At 51.2% G+C, this 18,886-nt stretch carries 19 protein-coding genes; 3 read left to right on the forward strand and 16 right to left on the reverse strand.

Features of this window, described 5'->3' with window-relative positions; all coding sequences use genetic code 11:
* Positions 1-1,230, forward strand: a complete 1,230-nt coding sequence (gene mltA, locus BUF15_RS14890; RefSeq protein ID WP_073614430.1) for a murein transglycosylase A — start codon at positions 1-3, stop codon at positions 1,228-1,230.
* 135 nt (positions 1,231-1,365) lie between these two features.
* Here mltA and aroA read toward each other — a convergent pair whose 3' ends face one another.
* From aroA to BUF15_RS14915, 5 genes are all read right to left on the reverse strand, one after another.
* A complete protein-coding gene (gene aroA, locus BUF15_RS14895; RefSeq protein ID WP_073614431.1) occupies positions 1,366-2,634 on the reverse strand; it encodes a 3-phosphoshikimate 1-carboxyvinyltransferase in 1,269 nt (422 codons plus the stop codon).
* Between the two features lie 77 nt (positions 2,635-2,711).
* Entirely contained in the window at positions 2,712-3,542 is an 831-nt protein-coding gene (locus BUF15_RS14900) for a shikimate dehydrogenase (RefSeq protein ID WP_073614432.1), read from the reverse strand.
* 23 nt (positions 3,543-3,565) lie between these two features.
* The gene (gene aroD, locus BUF15_RS14905) at positions 3,566-4,264 is read right to left on the reverse strand and encodes a type I 3-dehydroquinate dehydratase (RefSeq protein ID WP_073614433.1); all 699 of its coding nucleotides are present in this window, start codon (positions 4,262-4,264) and stop codon (positions 3,566-3,568) included.
* Between the two features lie 6 nt (positions 4,265-4,270).
* Positions 4,271-5,227: a dihydroorotate dehydrogenase gene (locus tag BUF15_RS14910; protein ID WP_073614434.1), complete on the reverse strand. Its 957-nt coding sequence runs from the start codon at positions 5,225-5,227 to the stop codon at positions 4,271-4,273.
* The gene (locus BUF15_RS14915; protein WP_073614435.1) at positions 5,215-6,006 is read right to left on the reverse strand and encodes a dihydroorotate dehydrogenase electron transfer subunit; all 792 of its coding nucleotides are present in this window, start codon (positions 6,004-6,006) and stop codon (positions 5,215-5,217) included. Before BUF15_RS14915 ends, BUF15_RS14910 begins: the two co-directional genes overlap by 13 nt.
* 69 nt (positions 6,007-6,075) lie before the next feature.
* On the opposite strand from BUF15_RS14915, the gene BUF15_RS14920 reads away from it, so the two are divergent.
* Positions 6,076-6,870, forward strand: a complete 795-nt coding sequence (locus BUF15_RS14920; protein WP_073614436.1) for a prepilin peptidase — start codon at positions 6,076-6,078, stop codon at positions 6,868-6,870.
* Positions 6,871-6,897: 27 nt separating this feature from the next.
* On the opposite strand, the gene BUF15_RS14925 is transcribed toward BUF15_RS14920, so the two are convergent.
* The 8 genes from BUF15_RS14925 to BUF15_RS14960 form a co-directional block, all read right to left on the reverse strand.
* Positions 6,898-7,575 (reverse strand): flavodoxin family protein, encoded by a 678-nt coding sequence (locus tag BUF15_RS14925; protein ID WP_073614437.1) that lies wholly within the window; start codon positions 7,573-7,575, stop codon positions 6,898-6,900.
* A 76-nt stretch (positions 7,576-7,651) separates the two neighbouring features.
* The gene (gene dsrP, locus BUF15_RS14930; RefSeq protein ID WP_073614438.1) at positions 7,652-8,830 is read right to left on the reverse strand and encodes a sulfate reduction electron transfer complex DsrMKJOP subunit DsrP; all 1,179 of its coding nucleotides are present in this window, start codon (positions 8,828-8,830) and stop codon (positions 7,652-7,654) included.
* 7 nt (positions 8,831-8,837) lie between these two features.
* Complete coding sequence (gene dsrO / locus BUF15_RS14935) at positions 8,838-9,674, reverse strand: sulfate reduction electron transfer complex DsrMKJOP subunit DsrO (protein ID WP_073614439.1); 837 nt, start codon at positions 9,672-9,674, stop codon at positions 8,838-8,840.
* Positions 9,674-10,072, reverse strand: a complete 399-nt coding sequence (gene dsrJ, locus BUF15_RS14940) for a sulfate reduction electron transfer complex DsrMKJOP subunit DsrJ (RefSeq protein ID WP_073614440.1) — start codon at positions 10,070-10,072, stop codon at positions 9,674-9,676. The genes dsrO and dsrJ overlap by 1 nt, the downstream gene beginning before the upstream one ends.
* Before the next feature lie 32 nt (positions 10,073-10,104).
* Positions 10,105-11,742: a sulfate reduction electron transfer complex DsrMKJOP subunit DsrK gene (gene dsrK, locus BUF15_RS14945; RefSeq protein WP_073614441.1), complete on the reverse strand. Its 1,638-nt coding sequence runs from the start codon at positions 11,740-11,742 to the stop codon at positions 10,105-10,107.
* A 38-nt stretch (positions 11,743-11,780) separates the two neighbouring features.
* A complete protein-coding gene (dsrM, locus tag BUF15_RS14950) occupies positions 11,781-12,803 on the reverse strand; it encodes a sulfate reduction electron transfer complex DsrMKJOP subunit DsrM (RefSeq protein WP_073614442.1) in 1,023 nt (340 codons plus the stop codon).
* 83 nt (positions 12,804-12,886) lie between these two features.
* Complete coding sequence (locus BUF15_RS14955) at positions 12,887-13,420, reverse strand: RsbRD N-terminal domain-containing protein (protein ID WP_073614443.1); 534 nt, start codon at positions 13,418-13,420, stop codon at positions 12,887-12,889.
* A gap of 194 nt (positions 13,421-13,614) precedes the next feature.
* Complete coding sequence (locus BUF15_RS14960) at positions 13,615-15,717, reverse strand: carboxy terminal-processing peptidase (RefSeq protein ID WP_073614444.1); 2,103 nt, start codon at positions 15,715-15,717, stop codon at positions 13,615-13,617.
* A 123-nt stretch (positions 15,718-15,840) separates the two neighbouring features.
* Between BUF15_RS14960 and BUF15_RS14965 the strand changes: the two genes are divergently transcribed.
* The gene (locus BUF15_RS14965) at positions 15,841-16,173 is read left to right on the forward strand and encodes a nucleotide pyrophosphohydrolase (RefSeq protein ID WP_073614445.1); all 333 of its coding nucleotides are present in this window, start codon (positions 15,841-15,843) and stop codon (positions 16,171-16,173) included.
* Here the strand turns inward: BUF15_RS14965 and BUF15_RS14970 are convergent.
* The 3 genes from BUF15_RS14970 to ccsB are packed head-to-tail and all read right to left on the reverse strand — an operon-like array spanning position 16,150 to position 18,768.
* A complete protein-coding gene (locus BUF15_RS14970) occupies positions 16,150-16,677 on the reverse strand; it encodes a hypothetical protein (RefSeq protein ID WP_073614446.1) in 528 nt (175 codons plus the stop codon). The genes BUF15_RS14965 and BUF15_RS14970 overlap by 24 nt on opposite strands.
* A complete protein-coding gene (hemA, locus tag BUF15_RS14975) occupies positions 16,674-17,960 on the reverse strand; it encodes a glutamyl-tRNA reductase (protein WP_073614447.1) in 1,287 nt (428 codons plus the stop codon). Before hemA ends, BUF15_RS14970 begins: the two co-directional genes overlap by 4 nt.
* On the reverse strand, positions 17,950-18,768 hold the full coding sequence (gene ccsB / locus BUF15_RS14980; RefSeq protein ID WP_073614571.1) for a c-type cytochrome biogenesis protein CcsB: 819 nt from the start codon (positions 18,766-18,768) through the stop codon (positions 17,950-17,952). The genes hemA and ccsB overlap by 11 nt, the downstream gene beginning before the upstream one ends.
* Positions 18,769-18,886 lie beyond the last annotated feature (118 nt).

The raw sequence follows: 18,886 nt of genomic DNA on the forward strand, positions 1-18,886 counted from the left end.
ATGTTACGTTACCAGCACCCCACCGGTCTCCTTTACCATTTCAAGACCGGAATGGTCATGATTTTCTCTTTTCGCTGCAATCTTCTGACTCAACTGCTGACGATTCTACTGCTGGCCGGCTGCGCCATGTCACAGCCATACATCCAGGCAATAGAACCGGATGATGACCTCCCGATCTTTCTAGACGATGGCGACCGGGCGAACCTTCTCGAATGTGCGCGCATCCACACCGGCTATCTGGCAAAACTACCGAAATCCCATCAAACGAACATCAACGGCACCCGTTATTCACGCGATCGCCTGCTCGATTCCATGGAATCATTTATCGATCTGCTTGAACAGGACCTCGGGCAGGAAGCATTCAGCGAACAACTACGAAAAAATTTCACCGTCATTCAAGCGGAAGGCCGGCGGAGCCGCAATGGCGAAATGCTCGTCACCGGTTATTACGAGCCACTCATTGCCGGTAGCCTCAAACGACGACCGCCCTATATCTATCCTCTCTATAGGGCACCGAAATCTCTGATCACCACGAAAGATCCCAAAACCGGGAAAAAGAAAGTGGGAAGAATCGGCAACGACGGCAAACTCCGCCCTTTCTGGACCCGGGCAGAAATTGACAGTGCAAATCAACCACTCAAGGGGAACGAACTGGTCTACCTCAAGGATCCGCTGGATGCGTTCCTGCTGCATGTCCAGGGGTCCGGCAGGGTGCTGCTCCCTGACAACAGTGAGCGATCAGTACGGTTTAGTGCTCACAACGGTCATGACTACAAAAGTATCGGAAAGCTACTGGTTGATGAAGGCAAGCTGACACTGCAACAAAGTTCGATTCCAGCCATCCGCCGTTACCTCGAACAGCACCCTGAGGATGAACAGCGAGTGCTCAACCAGAACCCACGCTATATCTTTTTCCGTTGGGGTAGCGATGAGCCACCCAAAGGCAGTCTCGGCCGACCTCTGACCGCAGGCCGGTCCATTGCCATCGACCGAAAAGCCTTACCGGACACTCTTTTTGGCTGGCTGGAAACATCGATCCCGGTCATCAACAAGCAAGGGATAATAGTCGATTGGCAGATCAGCAGGCGCTTTGTCCTGCCTCAAGACAGTGGCGCCGCAATCAAAGGGCCCGGCAGGGTAGACCTGTTCTGGGGCAATGGTCCGTTTGCCGAAATTGCGGCAGGCAACATGAAACAAGCAGGCCGCCTGTATTTCTTTGTGAAAAAATGATAGAGATCATGGCAGTATTACCTTACTGACCCAAAGACACAATACACACGAAGAAAACATGTAAAAAACACGAAAGGGGCTTTGCCATACAAGCAAAAGCCCCTTTCGTTCCATTGCCCCCCCGACCCAGACCCACTATTTCAGCAGAGCAAAACGCTCCCAGAAATCGGGGAAGGACTTGGCAACACATCCCTCACCAGTGATGCGTACACCGGGAACCCGCAGTCCGGCTACAGCAAAACACATGGCCATTCGATGATCCTTGTATGTCTCGATCTCTGCGCCATGGATTCCTCTGCCGCTATCGCCATGGATAATCATAGCGTCAGGAAACTCCTCAACCTTGGCGCCCATCTTGGTCAATTCCGTGACAACCGCACTCAGTCGGTCACACTCTTTGATTCGCAGGTGGGCAATATTGGTGATTTTCGTCACTCCTTCGGCAAAGGCAGCAACAACAGCCAGCGTCGGCACCACATCAGGCATGTCGCCCATATCAACGGTAATGCCCTCCAGCGGGCGTGAGGCCGCGACAGTAATACCATTACCTTCACGGGTCACCTCACAGCCCATTCGTCCCAACAGCGGCACCAGCATAGCGTCACCCTGCAATGAAGGAACCGGTACATTACTCACTGTCACCTTTCCACCACAAACAGCAGCCGCAGCCCAGAAATATGACGCATTGGAAGCATCGCCCTCGATAGAATATTCTCGTGCTTTGTAACATCCTTGAGGGACAGTAAAAGTACTGTAATCCTTTGCGGCATCGACCCAGATGCCGAATTCCGCCATTACCGCGAGCGTCATCGCTACATAGGGTTTAGACAACACCTCCCCTTCCACGCGCAAGGTCGCCGCCTTTCGAGCATAGGGGGCCACCAGCAACAACGAGCTAAGATACTGGCTACTCTTGCCCTCAGGTAGAACCGTCTCACCACCCTGCAAGCCTCCTGCATTGATGGAGAGCGGTGGACAACCTGTACCTTTCACAGAACTGATATCGACACCCCACCCCTGCAAAGCCTGCATCAAAGGGCCAATGGGCCGCTCATGCATTCGCTTGTCACCATCGATGAGATAAGGGCTGTTGCCAAGAGCAGCCACTGAAGTCAAAAACCGGGTTGCAGTTCCGTTATTACCGAGAAAAATAGGTTCAGCAGTTGGATTGATCTTGCCGCCCTGCCCTTTAACAATCCAGGCATCGGTTCCTTTTTCTATATCCATCCCCATCTGGGCTAAGGCTCCGGATGAGTACTCAGTATCTTCACTTGCAAGCGGCCCGATAAGCCGACTGGTCCCGTCGGCCAGAGAAGCCGCAATCAACGCCCGCTGGGTAAGGCTTTTTGATCCCGGCACGGCCAGGGTGGTATCTAATTTTCCAACCGGGGTAATCTCAATCATGTTCTCCTCACAAAAACGCCATACACAGACAGCGGCCGGGTACGCCTTTGTCCGCACTATTTACAAAAAAAATATCGTTACAGGTTGCCCGTAGCCTCAAGTAGTGCTCTACGCATAACATCTACCGGTGCCTCTTTTCCTGTCCATAATTCAAACTGTGCAACGCCTTGGTAAAGTAACATCTCCAGCCCGTTGACCGTGATACAGCCCATGGCTGCCGCCTCTTGCAGCAGCCGGGTGGCTAGCGGTGCGTAGACAATATCCATTACCACTGTATAGCAAGCTAAAGAATTCTTGGTGATCAAGGTCTTGTCAACATGGGGCTGCATACCAACTGATGTGGCGTTGACAAGTATATCTCCAGACAAGTTGTCTACATGATCGAGGGAATACCATATACAGCCCAAATCGGCGGCAAGAGCCCGCCCGCGCTGCTCGGTTCGACTGCAGAGCACAACTTCCGCGCCAGCCTCCAAAAGGCCGAAACCAATCGCCCGCGCTGATCCACCTGCGCCAAGAACCACAACCTTTTTGGCTGCCAGATCAGTCTTTTCAGCCAGCGCCCTGTTCGAGCCAAGCCAGTCGGTATTCGAACCATGGAGCTTACGCCCTTCGGAGGTCTCGATAACATTGATGGTGTTGACTGCCCCAATCCGTAAAGCAACCGGATCGACCTTATCCAAAAGCGAAATGACCGCCTCCTTGTGTGGGATGGTCACGCTCGCACCCCAAAGGCCAAGCCCACGCATGCCGGTCAGACCGGCTTCGACATCAGATACCGGAAGCGGGATATACACCCGGTTTTCTCCAAGCGCAACAAAGCCGCTGTTATGCATCACCGGACTTTTGGAGTGACTTACCGGGTTACCGATGATCCCATAAACTTTTGTTGAGCCGTCAATCCTCATTACAATATCCTCGTTTCCCAGTATCAAAGTGGGAACAACATCCGGACAACGTCTCGCATCGTACTCACTGGAATCTGGCCGGGTGCTGTTGCCTCTTCGCTGCTCACCGTGCAGTAGGTCATAAACCCGCCAAGCTCAAGTGTAGCTACGCGACTAATAACTCCGGCCCTTCCCATACAGAAGGCGATCAGCGGCAAGTCCATTGCTGCGGCATCTTCCTGCAATTGCATGACTCTGAGGACATCTTGATAGTTATTGGCTGTAGTAATGATTTTACCTACATCCGCTCCCCGCTCTTTCATCCCACTGAGGGTCTCCAGTAGCTCAGAGCGTGAAGGTGTGGTCTGAAAATTATGATTGGAGACAATCAACCTGGTCCGGCTGCCTTTAAGAGCAGATTTCAATTGCGTAAATGAGGCTTGGGGTGCAAGCAGTTCAAGATCGACAAATGCGGCCTGCTGCCGGGCGGCCTGAACCAGGAGAGCAATGCGCTCCTCTTCCGTACCGTTATATTGTCCACCCTCCCAGACCGGGCGGTTGGTGAACAGCAACCGACTGGAAAGTCCACTGGTAAAGGGCTCAACCGCAGGTACGGTCAATGCGTCCAGGCGAATTTCGATGACGTCAGCCATTTCAGCAACCTGCCTGGCGGCGGCAAGTGCATCCTCAACCCGCTCAAGGCCAATCGCTACACATATCAATCCCTGTTCCGTTATAGCCATAGCGTCTTAATGATTTCGAAGAGGGTCAAGCTTGAGTGCGCCGATCATCTCCCGCACAGAATGCAGTTTTTCCTCTTGTACATAACGGCTAATCCCCTCGACAACCTCTTCACTGGCACGAGGATTGACGAAGTTGGCTGTCCCAACCTGTACAGCGGTAGCGCCTGCCAACATGAATTCTAACGCATCCTCAGCGGTTTCAATACCACCGATACCGATAATAGGGATTTTGACCGAGCGCGCCACTTCGTAGACCATCCTGAGCGCAACCGGTTTAATAGCCGGCCCGGAAAGACCGCCAATGATATTAGCAAGCTCGGGACGTTTGGTCTTCAAATTGATGGCCATGCCGATAAGGGTATTGATGAGCGAGACAGAATCCGCCCCCCCATCCTCGACGGCCCGTGCCATCAAGCCGATATCGGTGACATTTGGCGAGAGTTTGACAATAACCGGCACTGAACAACTCTCTTTTACCGCTGTAGTGACTGCTGCAGCCATCTGCGGATCACCGCCAAAGGCAACTCCACCTTCCTTTACATTCGGGCACGATATGTTTACTTCAATTCCTGCCACACCGGGAACACCCTCAAGGCGTTTAGTGATTTCACGGTACTCTTCGATCGAGCCACCGAGGATATTGACAATGACCGGCACATTGAGTCCGTCCAGATACGGCATCTTCTCTTTAATGAACCGCTCAACACCAACATTCTGCAGACCAATAGCATTTAACATGCCGCAGGCGGTCTCAACGATACGAGGCGGTGGATTACCGGGCCGGGGAAAAAGGGAGATACCCTTGACTATAACTGCCCCAAGCCTGTGCAGATTCATCAGGTTCTCAAACTCACGAGCATAACCGAAAGTACCGGAGGCGGTCATAACAGGGTTGGCCAGATGGAGGCTGCCAATTTTAACCCTGAGATCAGGCCCGGAATGGTTTTCTTTTACAAATTCCATTTCAGCTCCTTTGCCTCAAAAACCGGTCCGTCCATACAGACATGCACATATTTTCCATCACCAACCGGTCGGTTGCAGCCAAGGCAGGCACCCATGCCACAGGCCATAACCGATTCGACCGAAACCTGGCACCTCAACCCTTCAGCAAGACAGAAGTCGTTAATTGCCGCCATCATCGGCTCAGGTCCGCAGGCATAAACCTGGGTATTGGGTGCGAGTTCGACACTTTTCAACACATCGGTAACAAAACCTTTCTCGCCATATGAACCATCATCGGTGGTAGCCAGCGTCCTGATGCCGACCTCTCGAAAGTCGTTCACGAGAGGCTCTACCTCATCAAGAGTTCGACCTCCCAAAATAATGAGATCTGGTCCGCAGTTCTTTTTTTTCCTTCTACAGATCTCTTTGGCCAAAAAAAGCAGTGGAGCTATACCAAGTCCGCCTCCGATGATGCAGGTAGGGAGATTTTCATCAATGGTAAAGCCCCGGCCTAACGGACCAAAAACCGAGATTTCCTCGTTTACCCGAACATGGGCAAGAATCTCTGTGCCACGTCCTACGATCTTGAAATAGATCTGGATATGGCCACTGGCGTCAGCCTGGTGAATGGAGAACGGCCTGCGTAAGAGCGGGTCTTTTCCAACTGAGGTTCTGATCATGACGAACTGACCCGGTTTGCAACAGCTCGCTATTTCAGGAGCTTTCAATGTAATGCGAACGTTTTCGCAAGAGAGTTGCTCAACACGGGTAACTATTGTTTTTTCCTGATATTGTGGCATAGTTACGTTAGTACTTTCGGCTGGAGTTAAGGTCTACAGCGACAGATTTTTCTTTGAATGAGGCTGCGGATGGTTGCGGCAGAACCGCTTATACTCGTATTTTCGGCACTTTTCGGTGCCATTGTGGGAAGTTTTCTGAATGTGGTAATCCTGCGGCTTCCGCGAGAGGATGCTTCTATCGTATTTCCCGCCTCCCATTGCCCTAAATGCGAACATCCGCTGGCATGGTATGAGAATATACCTGTTCTCAGCTATATTGTCCAACTCGGAAAATGCCGGCACTGTAAAACATCTATTTCTCTGCAGTATCCTGTTGTTGAACTGCTGATGGCTGTACTGACGATGGCCCTGGTGAACCAATTCGGCCTTTCATTGGTGACGGCAGGTTATTTTCTCTTCACCGCCGCACTGCTTGTTGTCATCTTTATCGATATTCACCTGCAGATCATTCCGGATGTCATCAGTCTGCCCGGGATTGTCCTCGGATTCCTGTTTTCTTTCGTGAACCCCTATGTCGGTTGGCTCGATTCCCTAATCGGAATCGTCGTCGGTGGTGGCATCCTCTATGCGGTTGCGATGCTCTATTTTCTCTGGCGCAAACAAGATGGAATGGGAGGCGGCGATATCAAACTCCTCGCCATGCTGGGGGCATTTTTAGGCTGGCAGTCACTGCCGTTTATCGTCTTTGCCAGCTCCCTGACCGGCTCTGTTGTGGGCCTTTTGGCCATGAGCGTGCAGAAAAAAGGGGGCCAGACCAGAATTCCATTCGGACCGTTTCTGTCCCTGGCAGGTATTGCCTATATGTTTTTTTCCAAATGGATCATTTTCTATTTCAACCTCTACCTGCAAGGGCAATGGCCGTAAAAGACCACATGCGTCTTCCACACACAACTACTCTTCTAGCAGCATCCTCGCAATCTTCCTGCCCTGCTCTGCTGCGTCCTGCCACTGCTCGCGGCTATGTCCATAACGTGGATACCGCTTTCGGAACCATGAAGTTTCCAGCCTCGGGAGTCGCCCTACCAGCTGCAGGAACAACCCTATAGTCCGCCACGGTTCATTTGCTGAATGCAGGTAAATAATCGGCTCCATCACCTCCGCTCCAAGTTTTTTCAGAATGCGGGAGATTCCCCAGTAATGGGTGCGCCAATATGACCGACACGAGATAAGCGGCATGACTCTTGTGCCGTTTACGAGTTGTGCACCATACTGATCAAGAAAATACAGCATGGGACCGGAGGGGTTATAGGACCACGTTGGGCCAGCCAGGATCACCAGATCCCACTCCTGATTCAGTAGATGATCAACAGGTTGAATCGGCACACGCCAACGGAAAAAAGAATACACCATGACCCGTGACATCTGAAGCCATGTGGCAAAAGGAAACTGGATAGGCTCAACCAGCTGTAACCTTTCGATTTCCACTTCAACACCGCACTCACGCATTGCCGCCCCCATTCGCTGCAAAAGGAGCTGCGTCTGCCCTGAAAACGAATAATAGACAATCAATACTCGTTTGGTGTTGGCTGGCCTATCATTTATCAACTGATCGTTTGCTATTTTGCACATTTTGCACATCTTTTGAGACAAAAGGGCAAAAAAAAGCCTCCGCTTTCACGGAGGCTTTTTTCATTTCAAAAACGACTTAATGACCTTCAACTTCCTGCTCTACTTTAATCGCAACCTTGTAGAGGATAGTGACCAGTGCAAATCCGAACGCCCAGATGCCCAGCGTAATACCAATCTCGTTCGCCGTCGGATAGTACTCGGTGACCTCATTCAGCGGGTTGACCGCAAGACCACCAAAAACAAAGCCGAGGCCTTTATCAAGCCACAGGGCAATGAAGATTGCTAAACAGCCGAGGCCAACCAGCAGATCGTTGTCTATCTTGGCGATCTTCATGTAACCAAACAGCAGCAAACCGCCGAAACAGAGGAAGACCGAGGTCCACATGAACGGTACTAAATTGTTGTACACATGACCACCGTGCTCAAGCCCGAAGAACAGGTACTCAAGCGCATGTTTATGACCGGGGATATTTGAATACCAGCCAACAAAGAACTCAAGACAGACAAAGAAGGCGTTGATCAGGGCAGCATACATGATGATGGTGGTCAGTTTATTGATCGCCTCTTTGCCGGCGTCAAAATTGGCAACCCGCTTCATGATAAGACAGAAAATAACAATCAGTGCTGGTCCAGCCGCAAACGCTGAAGCAAGAAAGCGCGGTGCGGTAATGGCTGACAACCAGAAGTGCCGCCCTGGCAGACCGCAGTAGAGCATAGCGGTGACGGTATGGATGGAGACGGCAAACGGTATAGATATATAGACAAAGATATAAACCCATTTGGGCGGCTTCACCTGTTTTTTCTCCGCAGTCAGAATGACCCAGCCACAGATAAGGTTCAAGGAGAGATAGCCGAGCAGCACCACCATATCCCAGAAAAGCATGGAATTGGGGGTCGGATGCAGGATCATGTTCAGACCGCGCAGAGGTTGACCGATATCAGCCATAATGAACATCAGACACATGATCAAGGCGGCTATTGCCAGAAATTCACCAAGAATGGTGATCCGGCCAAATACCTTGTAGTTATGGATGTAGTACGGCAGAACGAGCATCAACCCTCCCGCCGCAACACCAACCAGAAAGGTGAACTGAGAGATATAGAGACCCCAGGAAAGATCGCGTCCCATACCGGTCAATCCCATACCAATGAAAAACTGTCGCAGATAACAGATGGCTCCGACTGCGATGAATGCGCTCAGAAAAGCAAGCCACATCCAGTAGGCTGAGTTGCCCTTCAATGCTTTTTCAATCATGACGACCTCACACTATGTAAAAGACTGACGGTTTGGTTCCAAGAGACGAATTCCTCTGGATCGTATGCTCCTTGGCAAGGACCTGGCTGATCTCGGAGTTCGGATCATTGATATCTCCAAAGACAATTGCTCCGGTCTCCTTGATGGCTTCCAGACAGGCGGGTTCTAACCCCTCTGCCAGCCGCTCTCCGCAGAAATTGCATTTCTCGACAACACCGCGCATACGGGTGGGGAATTTTGGATTGTATTCCTTGATATTATCGCGAGGGTCGAACCAGTTGAAACTCCTTGCACCATAAGGGCACCCCATCATACAGAACCGACAGCCGATGCAACGGTGGTAGTCCATGGCCACGATGCCGTTTTTCTCATCCCGGAAAGTGGCCTTCGTCGGGCAAACCCTGACACAGGGAGGCTCGTCACAGTGATTACAGAGAACGAGGAAATCGTTTTCCTTGGTCTCTTTTGAAGAGTGATAGACGGATTGATCCACGAAGGCATTCTCAAACGGTGTCTTCCAGATCCACTTGATCTCATTCTTCCTATCGTCGTAATGAGGTATATTATGAACCTTGTTACAGGCCGCGATGGCCTTGTCCATCAACTCCGGCTTGCCGTAGAGTTTCCGCATATCTATCAGCAGCCCGAGGCGTACGCCTTTGGGAGCCTCTTCGCCATGGGCAGCAGGCTGAGCATGAGAATCTTGTGTAGCGGCCCCATGTCCTGCCGGTGCAGAGGAAGCAAGTGCAGGAGATGCTGTCAACTTGACAACCGCAGGGGCGCTGATTCCGGCAAGTGCAGTCGCACCGGCCATCTTCAGGAATTTTCTTCTTTGATTATCCATTAGTGCGTCTCCTTCTTCGATGCTGCCTCGACAGGTGTCAAGTGGCAGTCCCAGCAGTATGGTTTAACGGATGCATAGGTATGGCAGTCGTCACAAAATTTTTCTTTGTTGGAATGACATTCCATACAGGCCAGCTGCAGCGCCTTCGGATATTCCTTGCCGCCGACAGACACAGACGACCTTCCGCTCTCGCGAAGGACGCTGTCTCGCCATTCGTTCAACAATACCATGTGGTTGTCACGCATTTCAGAAGCGGGAGCCACACATTCTTTGGTGCCATTAGGCGGCAACTCAGGTTTGGGTATCGGGCCAGCCGATAATCCGTTGTACCAGAGCGGCAGCGTGACGAAGAGGACAAATATTGCAAGTCCCGGTATAACAGTTCGTTTATTGTACATGAGTCATACTCCTCTATTCTGGTCAGGATTGATCACACCATGGTGCGCAGGCCCTCGTCGAGCACTGCCCTGTTTTCGCCCTCATTTTCCTGGACAATTGCGTTGCCGACAAGTTCTGTCAGGCCGCAAACGGTAACTTCAGGGGTCCAGTAGTTATTGAGGGAGGTCAGGGTTGCACGATCGATGGCGCAGACGCAAGCCAGGGTGTTGACGTCGAACTTGTCGCGTACATACTGCACGGCATTGGCACGCGGATAGCCCGAACGCATCCTGAGTTCCATAATCTCATCAGTGTTCAAACCGGTACCAGAGCCACAGCAGAATGTCTGCTCGCGGATGGTATTCTCCGGCATTTCCACCCAATTATCAACGACATGGTCGAGCACATAACGCGGCTCGTCAAGGAGCCCCATGGCGCGGGAGGTGTTGCAGGAGTCATGGAAGGTCGCCTTTACATGGCTGTTGCGGCTCTTGTCGAGCTTCAGCTTACCATGCTTGATGAGGTCGGCGGTAAACTCGGTGATGTGGACCATTTTAGTAGATGCAGCATTCTGGAATTTGGTGCCGGTGATCGGAGATACCGGAACTTCCAGGAAATCGGCGGGTCCGTTCATGGTATCCATGTACTGATGCAGTACACGCCACATATGGCCGCACTCGCCGCCGATGATATACTTCACCCCGAGACGTTCGGCTTCGGCATACATCTTGGCGTTTAACTTCTTCATGGTCTCATTGTTGGTGAAGAGACCGAAGTTGCCACCCTCGGAAGCGTAGGTTGACCAGGTATAGTCCAAGCCGATCGCCTCAAAGAGGATCATATAGCCCATGGCGGTATAGAGACCGGGTTCGGCGAATACGTCGGCGGAAGGAGTGATGAAGAGGATCTCCGCGCCCTTACGGTTAAAGGAGATATTAGGACGGACACCGGTAAGATTCTCGACGTCGTCAACCAGGAACTCCACGTTGTCCTTAAAGGTATGCGGCTGCAGACCCATGTGGTTACCGGTGCGGTTCGAGTTCGAGGCCGGCTCGAGAATCCAGTTGATTCCAACACCCACCAGATGCAGCAGCTCGCGCAGCATCATGGTGATCTCTGCAGTATCGATACCGTACGGGCAGAAAACGGAGCAGCGGCGGCACTCGGTGCACTGGTAGGAGTACATGAACCACTCTTTGAGGACACCGACGGTCATCTCGCGGCCACCGGCCATTTTGCCGAGAATCTTACCGCCAAGGGTGAAGTCGTTCCGATAGACTGAACGGAGCAACTCGGCCCGAAGAACCGGCATATTCTTGGGATCACCGGTACCAAGGAAGAAGTGGCACTTGTCCGCACAGGCGCCGCAACGAACGCAGCAATCCATAAAGATCTTCAGGGAACGGAATTTATCGAGCCGCTCCTTGAGGCCGTTTAAGATAATGTTCTTCCAGTCTTCCGGCAGTTTCCAGTCATCATCTTCCGGCGACCACTCACGGGCGTTAGGGAAGTACAGCCCTTTCTGGCTGTTGAGATATTCAACTTTATCTTTTTTGGCAGGGTAGGCATAGTTGCCCGACTTGAACACAGCTGGAATATCCATCCAGTCCTGGGTCGGCACAGCTCCTGTTGCCAGGGAAGGTCCCTGCGCTACGCTTTTCGACAGTTGTTCTAATTTTGGCACTGACATCGCTATTTGATCCTTATATGCAAGTATTGGAAGGTCTGTTATTCCTCATCCTTCTGAGGAGGCAACTCTTTCTCTACAGGGATGCCGGCATCAACCATGAACTCACGGAACTCATCCTCATAGCCGGCATAGGAATGCGGCAGGATGCGGGGGTTCCACGGGTTAAGGTGACGAACCTCTCGGGAATTGTTTTTCATGTTCCGGGTCGGACTCATGAATACACCGCCCATATGCATCAATTTGCTGTAGGGGAAATACACCAGCAGTGCGCACACAAGAAAGAGATGGATAAAGAAAATGGCACCAATGTCTGAACCAATAGTCGGATGCAGGGCAGCCAGACCAACGGTCAATTGCTTGATGTTGACGATGTCAATATCGGTACGCAGGAAGTACCGCATCAGGATACCGGTAATAGCAATGGTAAAGATCAGCACCAGCGGGAAATAATCGTTCAACAGCGAAATGTAGCGAACCTTGACGTTGGTCAGGCGGCGGGCGAACAGGAAGCCGACACCAATCAGGATACCGACATCGCTCATATACCAGGTCGGGGCACCAACCTGAAAGAGCGCGTCAAGGGTCTCAAGCCACTGTACCCAGAACGGAACCGGATTCAGGAACAACCGCATGTGACGCAGAATGATCAGTAGAAACGAGTAGTGGAAAATGAGGGCGAAGATCCAGAGCCATTTGGAGGACTCATAGGTGATTTTCGGTCCCTGATGCATCTCCGCGTGGGTGTTTCTGAACAATGACCGGAAGGTCAGGATCTCAAGGGCCATCCGGGCCACAACCTGAGCGGTCGTATGCGGTGCCTCGAGCTTGTTGTGCTTGATGAAATCAAGCGATTTGGCCTGTCCGCAGGTGGTCTGGATCGAGAACGGTACCGGGGACTTCGCCCACTGTACCACCCGATAGACAAAACCACCCAGGAAGACCGCGATGGCCAGATAAGGGAAGGCGACACCAAAGATGTACGGCATTCCAGGTATCTGGGACCCCAGCCAGGCAATCAATACTAACGCAATGACCGCCAGAAATGATAAGGCATACTTCATTTCTTACCTCGCTTCAATTGAACTTGTTTTGGAATCCTCCTGAAAAACCGAGCTATTTTTCAAGCAGAGACCAGTTAATTACCTTATACGCTTTTTAAAAATTCTTGTGATTCTTCGTTTAATAATTTGGAGGGACACTTACTGTCCGTAAGGATATGGCTGCCGGATTTGATCTCGGCAATCCGTACTTTGTATAAACGTTCACGCGACTCCATGTAGATATCGAATGCCGCAAGAACGGCAAGGTCGACATTAAACTCGAAGTCGTAAAGGTCCTTCACAAATACAGCCCTCTCCTTGTCTGCGGCAAGAACTTCCCTGGTGATATGTTTGACCGCATTTAGGGGGGCAACTGCCTGGGCTGGAGTAAACTCCTGGACAGCGCGAATTTTAATAATTTTCTCGACCGGTCCTTTAAATTCCACAGGATCTGTTCCTTTGGACATCATGACAAAAAGGCTATCAAGTGCCTCTCGGACACTTGCACCGATCGGGTTAGCAAACTGATCTTTTTCTCGTTTGAAAAAATCCGAGGAAGTATATGTCGACAGGGTGTAATCGACCCATTTACCTACAATTGTTTCGCGATAATTGCGAAATGCTTCAGCAAGATCCATCTAATCAAGGCCTCTCATAATCCAACTTCCGTACGTATGGCCGCCGCCTAGCAGGCGCAATTGTCCCACTGAATGACCATTCACAAAAGCGCACTTCTAGCATCTTTCATACGCTTTTTCAAGAGTATTTTTCCTGTGAAAAGTCTCGCAAAAACGTCTTGTTCCGAGCCTACCCCAAGAAAAGACAACCATCCTTAAGGAGTTAAAATATCGCGTACGACCTGCGATGCTTCCAGGACATATGGATCTTCTTTGACCTCTTCAACCCACTCCTTCTTTTTCTCTTCCGGGGTGGCTGTATCGACCTCAAAATCCTCGTCACTACCTTCATCTTCGCGGAATTTTTTATAGTAGGCGCCGATATGCTGTCTGGCCTTGCGCGCCTCTTCCAACTTGGCCCGCATGTCGTCGATATCCATCGATACCAGGGTGTCTTTGCTACGCTTGACTGCTTTTTCGGACTCCTCGGTGATCATCTGGAATGCCTTGTTATTCTTGACCCTGGCGAGGCTCTTTTTCTTCAGTTTTTCAATATTCGGGTGTTTGCGGTACGGGGTGTAGTCGACTGAGGCAATGGAATCCCATGGCAGCGAATACTCGAGATACCGCTCGCCCGACTCGATATGCTTGAACAGGCTCGGCAGCACGATATCCGGTTCGACTCCTTTGTACTGCGTGGAACCACCGGTAACCCGGTAGAATTTCTGAATCATCACCTTCAGCGCCCCGAGATCTTCATACTTCTTCAATTGTAGCAGGGGAATATTCTCATTGAGGTCGATAATTGTCTGAACCGTTCCCTTTCCGTGGGTATGTTCATCACCGATAATCACCGCTCGCCCGTAATCCTGCAAGGCGCCAGCGACAATCTCGGAAGCAGAGGCAGAGAATTTATTGACCAGCACTACCAGTGGGCCGTCATAGTCCACACCGTAGCTCTCATCACGAAGAATCCGCTCCGCACCGTTACTGTTCTTAACAGTAACAACCGGACCATTATCGATGAACAGACCTGTAATTTCCACTGCATCGACCAGCGCGCCGCCGCCGTTGTTACGAAGATCAAGAATGATCCCCTTCACACCTTGCTTCAGCAGTTTTTCCAGCTCCACCCGGGTATCTTCGCTTGAACTGCGCCCGCCGTCCTGGCCATTTTTTTCAAAATCCCTGTAAAAGCTGGGAATGAGGATATAGCCGATTCGGGTTCCGTCTCCTGCATCCAGCACCTGGCTTTTCACAAAGGTTTCTTCAATCTCCACCACATCACGGATGATAGGAATTACCTCTTTAGCACCATCAGCTTTTCTGACCGTCAAGCGCACCTCTGACCCTTTGGGACCACGAATCAGGCGGACAGCTTCCCGCAATCGCATATCGCTGACATCCACCGGCTCAGCCGGACCTTCTGCCACCTGCAGGATAACATCTTCCGCCTCCAACCGGCCCTGTTTGGCCGAGGCACTGCCGGGAATAATCCTCACGACCCTGATCAATCCGTCATCCTCCCGCAAAAGTGCACCAATACCCTCAAGGCTGCCGCGCATGCTGATATCAAACTGCTCCTTGTCTGCAGGTGGGATATAGTTGGTATGGGGGTCAAAGGCCCGGGTGACAGCGTTGAAAAAACGGTCGTAATGATCCTGAAGGGTCTCCTGATGGAGCCGATGAAAAAAGTTTTGATTACTCTTGGCTACCTTTTCATAGGTTTCTTTCCAAAGCTCCTCATCACTTTTATTCGTTTTGTCCTTCTTCTGGTCTTCCTGCAGCTCAAGGAAACGGTTGTTCAACTGGATCTGCAGAATCTTCCGCCAACGCTCTTTCAGCTTACCGAGATCAGCAACATAATCGAGCTTATCGGGATCTGTCTCAAGGGTTCCCTTGGTGTGTGGATCAATAGGGCTGGCCAGGATCTCGCCGACCATTTTCTCTACCTGGGCAATACGCTCATTGATGATGGTATACCCGGCATCGGGCAGTGAAATGCTGCCGCGCTTGAGATTGTCATCAATGTAGAGGGCAAAGGAGGTCAATTGCTCGACATCTTTTTTTAACAGAAAACGTTTCTGATAATCCAGTTGTTTGATATAGAGGGTAAAGGCTGCCTCAGCCAAGGTGTCATCCATCACCTTATCGCTGAAATGGAGAGACGGAAGCTGCCTGCTGATCATGTACCCGATCAACCGATTGCGTTTCTGGTCTACCTGGTCGTTTTCCTGGGCATGAAGGGGACTCACCCCTGCCTGCAGCAGTAACACAATGGCACATGTACAAAGGACAAACCGATAAAGACGTTTCATAGGATCAGAATCGAAAAAAGAAGAGTGAATGAATGCAGGTTACGCCGGCCAGTTCTTTACGCCGTTGCGTAAAAGACATACCAGAAGCGAGTAACAAATACCACGACAAAGAGCACCTTTCACATGAAACAATTACAGACCGAAATCAAGGAATTTATTGCCAGGCGTAACTGGAAGCAGTATCACAGCCCCAAAAACCTGGTCATGGCGCTGAGTGTAGAAGCCGCTGAGCTTACAGAGATTTTCCAGTGGATGACACAGGAAGAAAGCCGAAATGTCACAAAGGAGACACGCTCCCACATCGAAGAGGAGATTGGCGATATCATGATCTATCTATCGACAGTGGCGGCAGCATTCGATATTGACCCCATCTCCGCCGCCCGAAAGAAACTTGTCAAAAATGCTATAAAATACCCGGCGCCCAAGGAACTGTCAGACGATGGCAATCTCACCTGAGGGATCAGGGACAGGACAGATCCCGGCCAGCTCTTTCGGCAGTTCATTAACAGCCAGTCCTATCTCCATGGCGAAAGATTGTAATTCATTCAAGCTGCAGTTCAACGCCGTCTCGTAGGCACTGGCTTTCGCATCCGCCACCTCAACCGCCAACAGGGAGGAGAACGCTTCAGCTACCTCGTCGATAAAACCGTCCGACACCTCCAACGCCTGCCTCAAGCAAAAACGCTGGTAACGCTGGTAATTGATAATAGCACGCTTCACCCCACGATACATTGAGGTATTGCGGTTCTCCGGCAGGAGATCGCGCAGGATAATATCACGATAGCGCTCCATAGCCGCTGCCTGCAGTTCACGCAAGTGATGTTCGGCCAAAGTCAACTTGGGACCATCTTCAGCCTCAGTGAGATAATAGAGTGAAGAGTGGAGCGCGACCTCCGGCAATTCACCAGAATGACGGACGACAAACCACTCATTGTCAATATGTTCCGTCTCCCGCTTCATTGCCTTTCGTTCTTGTTGAGACCAAAGACATTACGAACCGTTTCGACCTTGATCTGGGTGTTGTCACGACCTCCACAACTGTCGTCTTTGAGATACTGCAGAGGATCATGGAGGATTTTCGCAGTAATCGCCGCCGCCATTTTCTCAAACGACTGCCGTTCTCCGGCGGTGAGATTGGCCATACGCCCCAGAGTCTTCTCCAGTTCCTGCCGACAGATTTCATCGGCCTTGCCACGCAGTTCCAGAATGGTTGGCGTGAGTGCCATCCCCTCCTGCCAGCGCTGGAACTTGATAGTCTCTTCCTCAACGATCCGTTCCGCTTTTTTTGCCTCTCTGTCACGCTCGGAACGGTTCATCTCCACCACCTGACTCAGGTCATCGATATCATAGAGGTAGACGTTTTCGAGATCGTTGAGGCCGGGATCAAGATCGCGAGGCACAGCGATATCGATAAAGAACAGAGGCTTGTTGCGACGGGTACGCATAACCGGTTTAACCTGGTCCTTTTCCAGGATAATGTTGGGTGCACCGGTGGAGCTGATAATGATATCGGCATGTTCCAACTGGGGAACCAGCTCTTCAAATGAGACGGCATGGCCGTCAAATCGTTTAGCCAGGTCCACCGCCCGGGACAGGGTCCGGTTGGCGACGGTTACCGAAAGGGCTCCCTGCCCAACCAGATGCTGGGCGGCAAGCTCAGCCATCTCACCGGCCCCGACCAGAAGTACCCGTTTATCCCGTAGATCACCAAAGATCTTTCTCGCCAGCTCAACCGCTGCGGAGCTGATAGAGACAGCGGAAGAACCAATACCTGTTTCGGTCCTGATCCTTTTTGCAACCGAAAACGTTTTATGCAGCAATCGGTTCAAAAGTGGCCCGGTGCAATGCAACGATGAGGCGTAACGATAGGCCTCTTTTATCTGACCGAGAATCTGGGCTTCACCAACAATGAGCGAATCAAGGCTTGCCGCGACGGTAAAGAGGTGACTCACCGCATCAATACCGGAATAGATATAGATGTATCCCCGACAGTCATCTGCAACTGCGGTTTCACCAAAAAGAAATCGTATCAACTGCTCTTCCATAGCCGGACCGGGTTCGCCCACCACCAGCAATTCCACCCGGTTGCAGGTGGAAAGAAGGAAACATTCACGACAGCCGGAAATAGTTTTCAAACGCTGAAGCGGCTCCTCATATCCACCGGAAAGCGCAATCTTTTCGCGGATTTCAACCGGAGTCGTCTTATGGTTTACTCCCAGCAGAATAAAGCTGTCACTGCCCATACGACTGCACACCTCCGAGTGGATACATGACACCCCAGAGGGTAAATATCACAATGGCAAAACCGGCAATAGCCATAACTGCCGCCCGCTTACCCCGCCAGCCGGCGGTAAAACGCTGATGGATCTGCAGCAGGTAGACAAACCAGGTGATCATCGACCATATCTCTTTCGGATGCCACTGCCAGTAGGTTCCCCAGGCCTGCCTCGTCCAAAGCGAACCGGTAACGATCCCCAAGGTAAGAAAGGCAAAACCGGCGGCAAGGCAATGACTGTTGAGTTGATCTAATGCGTCAAGAGATGGCAACCTGCTAAAGAAATAACCGAACTTTTTCCTTTTTAATTCCCGTTCCTGGAGCAGGTACATAAGACCACCGCAGAAAGCCAGCGAAAAAAAGGCATAGGCAAAAAGCGAGACCCCGGCGTGCACAGGCAACCACCAGCTCTGCAACACCGGTTTCAATGGTAGAATATCGCGTGAGGCAAATGAGGCGGCAAGCAAAAGCAACATGATGAGCATTGCCACAAAAGTACCAAAATTTTTCACCGTATAGCGCCAGCGAAAAGAGAGATACGCCCAGGTGGCAGCCCAGGCAAAGAAGACCACCGCTTCATGCTGACTCGTGATGGGAGTGTAACCAGCAATCAAATAGCGCGAGCCGATATACAGGGTCTGCAGGACACCGGAAAGCAGCAGCACACCTCTGGCCACTACCCGCACCTTAGCATTCTGACTGACAAAAAACACCACATACAGAATACAGGAGAGCAAGGTAGTCCCCAGTACCGCCAGAAAGAACAGATAACTCATCTCATTCATCATACAAACGACCCTTTACCCTGTGGTCCCTACGATATGTGGCATCTTCCCAAATGAATCATTGAATAAAGAGTGCTCCAGCTCGTTGTGGACTGCTGCACCCTGTAAC

Source organism: Desulfopila aestuarii DSM 18488, from assembly GCF_900143695.1.
In the GTDB taxonomy this organism is placed as follows: Bacteria; Desulfobacterota; Desulfobulbia; order Desulfobulbales; family Desulfocapsaceae; genus Desulfopila; species Desulfopila aestuarii.

Coding starts and splice junctions, on each gene's coding strand:
- mltA (WP_073614430.1), top strand. CDS start 1: ATGTTACGTTACCAGCACCCCACCGGTCTCCTTTACCATTTCAAGACC.
- aroA (WP_073614431.1), bottom strand. CDS start 2,634: ATGATTGAGATTACCCCGGTTGGAAAATTAGATACCACCCTGGCCGTG.
- BUF15_RS14900 (WP_073614432.1), bottom strand. CDS start 3,542: ATGAGGATTGACGGCTCAACAAAAGTTTATGGGATCATCGGTAACCCG.
- aroD (WP_073614433.1), bottom strand. CDS start 4,264: ATGGCTATAACGGAACAGGGATTGATATGTGTAGCGATTGGCCTTGAG.
- BUF15_RS14910 (WP_073614434.1), bottom strand. CDS start 5,227: ATGGAATTTGTAAAAGAAAACCATTCCGGGCCTGATCTCAGGGTTAAA.
- BUF15_RS14915 (WP_073614435.1), bottom strand. CDS start 6,006: ATGCCACAATATCAGGAAAAAACAATAGTTACCCGTGTTGAGCAACTC.
- BUF15_RS14920 (WP_073614436.1), top strand. CDS start 6,076: ATGGTTGCGGCAGAACCGCTTATACTCGTATTTTCGGCACTTTTCGGT.
- BUF15_RS14925 (WP_073614437.1), bottom strand. CDS start 7,575: ATGTGCAAAATAGCAAACGATCAGTTGATAAATGATAGGCCAGCCAAC.
- dsrP (WP_073614438.1), bottom strand. CDS start 8,830: ATGATTGAAAAAGCATTGAAGGGCAACTCAGCCTACTGGATGTGGCTT.
- dsrO (WP_073614439.1), bottom strand. CDS start 9,674: ATGGATAATCAAAGAAGAAAATTCCTGAAGATGGCCGGTGCGACTGCA.
- dsrJ (WP_073614440.1), bottom strand. CDS start 10,072: ATGTACAATAAACGAACTGTTATACCGGGACTTGCAATATTTGTCCTC.
- dsrK (WP_073614441.1), bottom strand. CDS start 11,742: ATGTCAGTGCCAAAATTAGAACAACTGTCGAAAAGCGTAGCGCAGGGA.
- dsrM (WP_073614442.1), bottom strand. CDS start 12,803: ATGAAGTATGCCTTATCATTTCTGGCGGTCATTGCGTTAGTATTGATT.
- BUF15_RS14955 (WP_073614443.1), bottom strand. CDS start 13,420: ATGGATCTTGCTGAAGCATTTCGCAATTATCGCGAAACAATTGTAGGT.
- BUF15_RS14960 (WP_073614444.1), bottom strand. CDS start 15,717: ATGAAACGTCTTTATCGGTTTGTCCTTTGTACATGTGCCATTGTGTTA.
- BUF15_RS14965 (WP_073614445.1), top strand. CDS start 15,841: ATGAAACAATTACAGACCGAAATCAAGGAATTTATTGCCAGGCGTAAC.
- BUF15_RS14970 (WP_073614446.1), bottom strand. CDS start 16,677: ATGAAGCGGGAGACGGAACATATTGACAATGAGTGGTTTGTCGTCCGT.
- hemA (WP_073614447.1), bottom strand. CDS start 17,960: ATGGGCAGTGACAGCTTTATTCTGCTGGGAGTAAACCATAAGACGACT.
- ccsB (WP_073614571.1), bottom strand. CDS start 18,768: ATGAGTTATCTGTTCTTTCTGGCGGTACTGGGGACTACCTTGCTCTCC.